7 protein-coding genes are annotated in these 7,641 nt (G+C 70.8%); all 7 read right to left on the reverse strand.

The window, feature by feature from the left end; translation table 11 throughout:
- Window positions 1-42: 42 nt before the first annotated feature.
- The 7 genes from ACRDPS_RS13020 to aroA all read right to left on the reverse strand — a co-directional run bounded on the left by ACRDPS_RS13020 (window position 43) and on the right by aroA (window position 7,625).
- Window positions 43-417, reverse strand: coding sequence for an FKBP-type peptidyl-prolyl cis-trans isomerase (locus ACRDPS_RS13020; protein WP_431502067.1), 375 nt, complete (start codon window positions 415-417; stop codon window positions 43-45).
- A gap of 4 nt (window positions 418-421) precedes the next feature.
- The gene (locus ACRDPS_RS13025; protein WP_431502068.1) at window positions 422-3,070 is read right to left on the reverse strand and encodes a DUF4153 domain-containing protein; all 2,649 of its coding nucleotides are present in this window, start codon (window positions 3,068-3,070) and stop codon (window positions 422-424) included.
- Window positions 3,067-3,768, reverse strand: a complete 702-nt coding sequence (locus ACRDPS_RS13030) for a response regulator (RefSeq protein WP_431502069.1) — start codon at window positions 3,766-3,768, stop codon at window positions 3,067-3,069. The genes ACRDPS_RS13025 and ACRDPS_RS13030 overlap by 4 nt, the downstream gene beginning before the upstream one ends.
- A 77-nt stretch (window positions 3,769-3,845) precedes the next feature.
- Window positions 3,846-4,280 (reverse strand): CBS domain-containing protein, encoded by a 435-nt coding sequence (locus ACRDPS_RS13035; protein WP_431502070.1) that lies wholly within the window; start codon window positions 4,278-4,280, stop codon window positions 3,846-3,848.
- 56 nt (window positions 4,281-4,336) lie between these two features.
- Window positions 4,337-5,209, reverse strand: a complete 873-nt coding sequence (locus ACRDPS_RS13040) for an inositol monophosphatase family protein (RefSeq protein WP_431502071.1) — start codon at window positions 5,207-5,209, stop codon at window positions 4,337-4,339.
- Between the two features lie 110 nt (window positions 5,210-5,319).
- Window positions 5,320-6,363, reverse strand: coding sequence for a ribosome small subunit-dependent GTPase A (gene rsgA, locus ACRDPS_RS13045; protein ID WP_431502072.1), 1,044 nt, complete (start codon window positions 6,361-6,363; stop codon window positions 5,320-5,322).
- Between the two features lie 8 nt (window positions 6,364-6,371).
- Entirely contained in the window at window positions 6,372-7,625 is a 1,254-nt protein-coding gene (gene aroA, locus ACRDPS_RS13050; RefSeq protein WP_431502073.1) for a 3-phosphoshikimate 1-carboxyvinyltransferase, read from the reverse strand.
- Window positions 7,626-7,641: the final 16 nt, after the last annotated feature.

Raw genomic sequence — 7,641 nt, forward strand, 5'->3', positions numbered from 1 at the left:
GGCGGTGACCCCGAAGGGTCACCGCCTCGCTGCGTACGATCTCTACTTCTCGACCTTGACCAGGTCGCAGAGGAAGACGAGGGTCTCGCCGGGCTTGATGACGGCGCCGGCGCCGCGGTCGCCGTAGCCCAGGTGGGGCGGGATGACGAGCTGGCGGCGGCCGCCGACCTTCATCCCGAGGATGCCCTTGTCCCAGCCCTCGATGACCTGGCCGATGCCGACACGGAAGTCGAGCGGCTCGCCACGGTTGTAGGACGCGTCGAACTCCTCGCCGGTGGACAGCGCCACGCCGACGTAGTGCACCGAGACGCGGTCACGCTCGGTCGCCTCCTCGCCATCACCGATGGTGATGTCCTGCTTGACGAGGTCGGTGGGCGGGGTCGGGTCGACGAAGTCGATCTCTGGCTTCTGGCTCATGGGATCAGTCTATGTATCGATCTTCGCTCGGGCACACCGACGCCGGGTCGGCCTCGGAGCCGATCGACGGGTCGTAGCCCGGGCTCCTGCTGTCGGCCCGCTCGCGACCGAGGTTCCACTCCAGCCAGTCGCCCTCGCGGTCGTTCGGAGCGAGTACGCATCGGCGCAGGTCGGCGGGGAGCTTCTCCAGCGCGGGCACGGCGTCGTCGGAGAGACCGCGCAGGTAGGAGGTGTCGATCTTCCCGGTCTCCTGATAGCGCGAGATGTTGTGCTCGGCCGTCCACGCGTCCGGGTTGATCGCGGCGATCCCGAGCAGCGCGACGGCCCCGCTGACCAGCGCGAACCGGCCGAGCCAGAGGCCCCTGCCGAGGGCGCCGCCGGCCACGGCGGCGATCAGCCCGGCGATCACCAGCAGCCCCAGCCAGGCCTCGAAGACGTCCACGAGCAGGCGGAGCTGAGTGAAGCCGTACGCCTCCTGGTAGAGGTGCATCCGATACAGCGCCGACCCGACGACCACCATGGCCTCGGCCGCCAGCAGCCCGAGCGCGACCCGCAGCCACAGCCGGTCGGCGACCGTCACCACCGGCGCCTTGCGCGCGGCGGCCCAGATCACCAGCAGGGTCAACGCGGTCGCCACGGTGAGCTGCCCGAACCCCTGGTGGACATACTCTGCATACGTCAGCCCCGTCGTCTCCCGCAGGTGGTCCTCGCCGCCGAAGACCGCGGTCGCCTGCGCGATGAGGAACGCGGCGAAGACGGTCACGACGACACCGACCGGAGCCAGCCACTCATAGCGGTTGGCGACGGGCTGCGACGTACGTTCGCTGCGGTCGATCCGGGGCGGGTTCACGGCAAGGTACGCAGCGGCCAGCACGAGCCCGAAGACGAAGACGGTCATGAAGATCCGAGCGGCGAAGGTGTCGGGACGTACATCCGGCACGAACCGGTCCACCCAGCTCCCCAGCACGGCGTCGGCGGTGGTGAACAGCAGCCCGAAGATCACCAGACCGAGCAGGCAGAGCACGGTGGTGCGGGCGACCGCCGCGCCATGGCCGCGACCGGAGACGCTGGTCAGCGTCCGGCCCAACCACGGGATGCCGCGCAACCCCGCCAGCGGCCAGGAGATCCCGGTCAGCATGATCCCCAGCAGGGTCTTCGCCAGCGTGGAGGCGCACAGCAGCACGGCGATGGCGGTGATCAGGCACAGCACGACGATCCACTCGGCGTCGCGGAACACCGCGACCGAGGAGAGCAGTGCGAACAGCACGTAGCAGACGATCTGGAACCAGGTCGTCCGCTTCGGGACCGACGCCGGCCGGGCATGCCGGCCGGCCAGCATCACGACTCCGCCGGCGGCGAGCAGCACGACGACCGTGCCGAGTCCGGCGTTGCGGTCGGGGATCAGCAGCCCGCCGAGAAGACCGGCCACCACGGCACCGATGAAGAGGCCGAATCGTCCGGCGACTCCGGAGTCCGGCCAGTAGGTGCCGAAGATGTCGTCGAGGATCGAGGGCGCGCCGTACGCCGGCTTCGGCTCGTTCTCGGACGCGTCGGACTTCGTGAGATCGGGCGTCGGCTCGGCGGGCTCCGCCGCTGGGGGAGTGGTCGGCATCTGGTTCTCCTCGTGGGTGGGGGTGAGCTGAGTGACAACAGGGCGTGCGGGCGGGCGCAGCGGAAGATCGACGCGAACCCGGGCGCCGGTCGCGCCGGGGAGCGGGTCGAGGAAGGCGATGGAGCCGCCGTGCAGATCGGTGACCCACCGGGCGATGGCGAGCCCGAGACCGGTCCCGCCTCCCTCGGCCGAGGCGCTGAGCGTGCCGAAGGGCTCGAAGACCCGAGCCCGGTCCGCGGCCGCGATGCCGGGGCCGGAGTCGAGCACCTCGAGGTGGTAGCGCTCGCCGTCGAGACCGGCACGCACGGTGACCGCGCCGCCGCGGGGGCTGTGCCGGGAGGCGTTGTCGAGCAGGTTGACGACGAGCTGGCTGAGGCGGTCGGGATCGGCATCGACGACCAGGTCGGCCGGCGCCTCGACCACGTAGCTCACCGATCGTCCGTTGGCCCGCACCTCCGCGACGCAGGTCTCCAGCAGTGGCCCGAGCTCCACCGACGACGTGCTCAGCGGCGCCTTGCCGGCGTCGACGCGGGCCAGGTCGAGGAGGTCCTCGACCAGCCGGCTGAGGCGCTCGGCCTGACCGAGCGCGGTCTGAAGCGCGCCCGGGTCGGACCCGACGCCGTCGACGAGGTTCTCCAGCACGACCGTGAGAGCCGCCAGCGGCGTACGCAGCTCGTGGGAGACGTTGGCGATCAGGTCGCGGCGCTGGCGATCGACCGCGCCGAGATCGCTGGCCATCGTGTTGAACGCCCGGCCCAGCTGACCGACCTCGTCGGCGCCGACGGCCGGGACCGAGACCGAGTAGTCGCCCCGGGCCATCCGCCGGGCCGCGGTGGTCATCTGGCGCAGCGGCGAGGTCATCCCCACCGCCAGCAGCTGGGTGACCGCGAGCGCGATCCCGATCGTGACCGGGATCGAGATCCACGGCGAGACCCCGGTGACGCGCCCGAAGGAGGCGACGACCGCCGCCACCAGCGCGCTCGCGGCGACGAGGAGCCCGAGCTTGACCTTGATCGAGGAGACCCGCTCCAGCGGAGTCATTCGCCGGCCTCCAGGGCATACCCGACGCCGTGCACGGTCCGGACCCGCGCGGAGCCGATCTTGGCGCGCAGCCCCTTCACGTGGCTGTCGACGGTGCGGGTTCCGGAGGCGTCGTTCCAGCCCCAGACCTCGGCGAGCAGTCGCTCGCGGGTGACCACGGCGCCCGGGTCGGCGGCCAGGCAGACGAGCAGGTCGAACTCGGTCGGGGTGAGCCTGACCTCCTCGCCGTCGACCCACACCCGGCGCGCGGCCGAATCCATCCGTAGCCCGCCGATCTCAGCCGTACGCCGCGGCGAACCCGCCAGCTCGGCGGCCCGCTCCACCCGCCGCAGGAGCGCGTTCACCCGGGCCACCAGCTCGCGGGCCCGGAACGGCTTGGTCAGATAGTCGTCGGCCCCGACCCCGAGCCCGACCAGCACATCGGCCTCGTCGACACGCGCGGTCAGCATGAGCACCGGCACGGGGCGTACGGCCTGGATCCGGCGGCACACCTCGAGTCCGTCGTAGCCGGGCAGCATCACGTCGAGGATGACCAGGTCGGGCGAGGTCTCCTCGAAGCAGAAGACCGCCCCGGGGCCGTCCCACGCGCGGACGACGTCGTACCCCTCCGCCTCGAGGCGGTCCGAGACGGCCTGGTTGATGACCGGCTCGTCCTCGACGACGAGGACCCGGCGTGACACGGTCAGTTGTTCTGGCACATGCTCAGGCTAGAAGCCCGAGCGGCCGGAAAGGCTGCAGAAGTTGTGCAGGTCCTGTGCAGACCTGTGAATGAGGCTCAGGTCTGGTGGACGTACGCCTCGAGCTGGTCGCGCTCGAAGGCGAGCTGGTCGATGCGGTGCTTGACCAGGTCGCCGATGCTGACGATGCCGACCAGGCCGCCGTCGGCAGAGACGACCGGCATGTGCCGGATCCGGCGCTTGGTCATGATGCCCAGGATCTCGTCGATGGTGGCCTCGGGATCACAGGTCTCGACCGTGGCGGTCATGATCGAGGAGACCTCGGCGGCGAGCAGCGCGTCGTTGTCGTGGAGGCGGCGCACCACGTCGCGCTCGGAGACGATCCCGTCGACGCCGGCGCCGTCGTCGCTGACGACACAGGCTCCGATGCTGTGCTCGGAGAGCACCCCGATCAGGTCACGCACGGTGGCTGATGATGCGATCGTGACGACTTCTGCGATCGCCTTGCGAGTGAGTACGTCCGCGATCTTCATGAACCAACGGTAGCGGCCGTGACGTGCCTCACGCCAGAGTCTGTTCGGGAACGCGCCTACTCGGTTCCCGGACGGCGGAACGCGGTGACCGATCCGGGCTGCGCGGCCGGCCAGTCGGCGTCGTTGCTGCCATCCGGCAGGCCGCCGAGGAACGAGAGTGCCGCGTCGTGCAGGTGTCCGTTGGTGGCGAGCGCGTTGCCGCCCCACGGTCCCGGGTCGCCGGCCAGCGAGGTGAACTGGCCGCCGGCCTCACGCACGATGATGTCGAGCGCGGCCATGTCGTAGACCTCGAGCTCAGGCTCGACGGCGATGTCGACCGCACCCTCCGCGACCAGCATGTAGGACCAGAAGTCGGAGTAGGCCCGGGTGCGCCAGCAGCTCCGCGTCAGTGCCAGGAAGTCCTCGAGGCGATCGCGCTCCTCCCAGCCGTGCAGGGAGGAGTAGGACAGCGAGGCGTCCTCCAGGCGGCGTACGTCGGAGACCTCGCAGCGGGTCGACTTCATCAGCGACTTGCCGGTGTGGGCGCCCTGCCCCTTCGCCGCCCACCAGCGTCGCCCGAGCTGGGGCGCGGAGACGACCGACATCACGACCTCGTTGTCCACCGCGAGCGCGATCAGGGTCGCCCAGACCGGCACGCCGCGCACGAAGTTCTTGGTCCCGTCGATCGGGTCGACGATCCAGCGCCGGCTGGAGGAGCCGGACGAGCCGGACTCCTCGCCGGTGATCGCGTCACGCGTACGCGCGCGGGAGAGCGTACGCCGGATCGACTCCTCGACCGCCTTGTCCGCGTCCGAGACCGGGGTGAGGTCGGGCTTGGTCATGACGTGCAGGTCGAGCGCCTTGAACCTCGACGTCGACAGGGAGTCGGCGTCGTCGGCCAGCAGATGAGCCAGCCGCAGGTCGTCGTTGAAGTCAGGAGTGCTCGCCACGAGGGTCCACTGTAGTGGCATCGGTCCTGCTGCGAACCAGCACCAGGTAACCGGTTCCCCACGAATACACCGCCCGGGGCATAGCGACCCGAGTTTCGGATCGACCCAGGTCAGAGGGTGTACGCCGGTGCCGACCGCGCCTCGAGCAGCCGGCGGAACGACACGACCCGTTCGGGATCGAGCCCGCCGGACTCGATCGCCGCGTCCAGACCGCACTCCGGCTCGCCGGCGGCGTGCGTGCAACCGCGGGGGCAATCGGTGATCGCCTCGGCCAGATCGGGGAAGGAGACGATCAGCTGCGCTGGGTCGACATGGGCGAGGCCGAACGTACGGATCCCCGGGGTGTCGATGATCCAGCCGCCGGTCGTCGAGCCTGTCGTCGAGCTTGTCAGGCCGCCCGGGAGGCGCAGCATCAATGCCGAGGTCGAGGTGTGCCGTCCGCGTCCGGTGACCGCGTTGACGTGGCCGATCTCGCGGTCGGCGTCGGGCACGATCGCGTTGACCAGCGTCGACTTGCCGACCCCGCTGTGCCCCAGCAGCACCGAGGTCCTGCCGTCGAGCGCGGTCTTGAGTGCGCTGACGTCGCCACCGCGCTGCGTCACCACCCACGGCACCCCGAGCGACCGGTAGGTCGAGACCAGCGACTCCGGGTCGGCCAGGTCGGCCTTGGTGATGCAAAGCAGCGGATCGATGCCGGCCTCGTACGCCGCCACGAGGGCCCGATCGATGAACCCGGTCCGCGGCTCGGGGTCGGCGATCGCGGTGACGATCACGAGCTGGTCCGCGTTGGCGACCACGACGCGTTCCACGGGGTCGTCGTCGTCGGCCGTACGCCGCAGCACCGTCGTCCGTGCCTCGAGCTCGACGATGCGAGCCAGCGCGCCGTCGGACCCGGAGGTGTCTCCGACCACCTTCACCCGGTCGCCCACGACCACGCCCTTGCGGCCCAGCGGCCGCGCCTTCACGGCCCACACCTCGACCTCGGGGGCGTCGTCCATGACGAGCGTGAACCTGCCCCGGTCGACGGTGATCACCCGTCCGAGGTCGGCGTCGTCATAGCTCGGCCGATCCTTCGTACGTGGCCTCGTACGTCTCCGCGGACGGTCGTAGTGCTCGATGTCCTCGGTGCCGAAACGCCGCTGTGCCTTCGCCATCAGGGTGCTCAGAAGAGGCCAGCCCAGAAGGGCGCGAAGTCGGTGAAGGTCTTGCTGGTGGTCGTGATGTTCTCGACCAGGACACCGTCGACGGCAGCGCCGAGGATCACCCCGGCGTGGGCCATCCGGTGGTCGGCGTAGGTGTGGAAGACCCCGCCGTGCAGAGCGGCCGGCCGGATCGTCAGGCCGTCCGGGTGCTCGGTGACGTCGGCCCCGAGGGCGCCGAGCTCCCGGGCCAGGGCGGCGAGCCGGTCGGTCTCGTGACCGCGGATGTGACCGATGCCGGACAGGTGCGACGGCGTGGTGGCGAGCGCGCACAGCGCGGCGACCGCGGGGGTCAGCTCGCCGATGTCGTGCATGTCCAGGTCGACGCCGGTGAGCTGCTCCGGTCCGGTCACCGTGAGCCCGTCGTCGGTGGCCTGCACCGTGCAGCCCATCAGCGTCAGGATCTCGCGGAGCGAGTCGCCAGGCTGGTCGGTGGCCTGTGGCCAGTCGCGCACCGTCACGGTGCCGCCCGAGACGGCGGCCAGCGCCAGGAACGGCGCGGCGTTGGAAAGGTCCGGCTCGATGGTGCGGTCCAGCGCCTGGATGGGCCCCGGCGCCACCGTCCACCGGTTGGCGTCGGAGTCGTCGACCGCGACGCCGTGCTCGCGCAGCATCGCGACGGTCATGTCGATGTGGGGGAGGGACGGCACGGGCTTGCCGTCATGTTGGACGTCGACACCGTTCTCATAGCGAGCACCCGCCAGCAGCAGCGCGCTGATGAACTGGCTCGAGGCCGAGGCGTCGACCACGACGGTCCCGCCGTGGATGGCGCCGTGCCCGTGGATCGTGAACGGCAGCCCTTCGCCCTCGATGATCGCGCCGAGGTCGCGGAGCGCGTCCAGCACCTCGCCGACCGGCCGGTTGCGCATGTGCGGGTCGCCGTCGAAGGCGACCTTGCCGGTGGAGAGCGCGGCCACGGGAGGTACGAAACGCATCACCGTCCCGGCCAGACCGCAGTCGATCTCGGCATCCCCGCCGAAGGCCCCGGGGGTCACGACCCAGTCGTCGCTCGAGGTGTCCACCCGTGAGCCGAGCGAGGTCAGCGCCGCCGCCATCAGCATCGTGTCGCGAGAGCGAAGAGCACGGCGTACGACGCTGGGCCCCTCCGCGATCGAGGCCAGCACCAGTGCACGGTTGGTGAGCGACTTGCTCCCCGGCAGCGACACCGTCGCCGCGACCGGACCGTGCGCTCTGGGCGCCGGCCAGGGGTCGGCGATGTCAGCGGCACGGTCG

This window comes from Nocardioides sp. (assembly GCF_050699375.1).
GTDB lineage: Bacteria > Actinomycetota > Actinomycetes > Propionibacteriales > Nocardioidaceae > Nocardioides.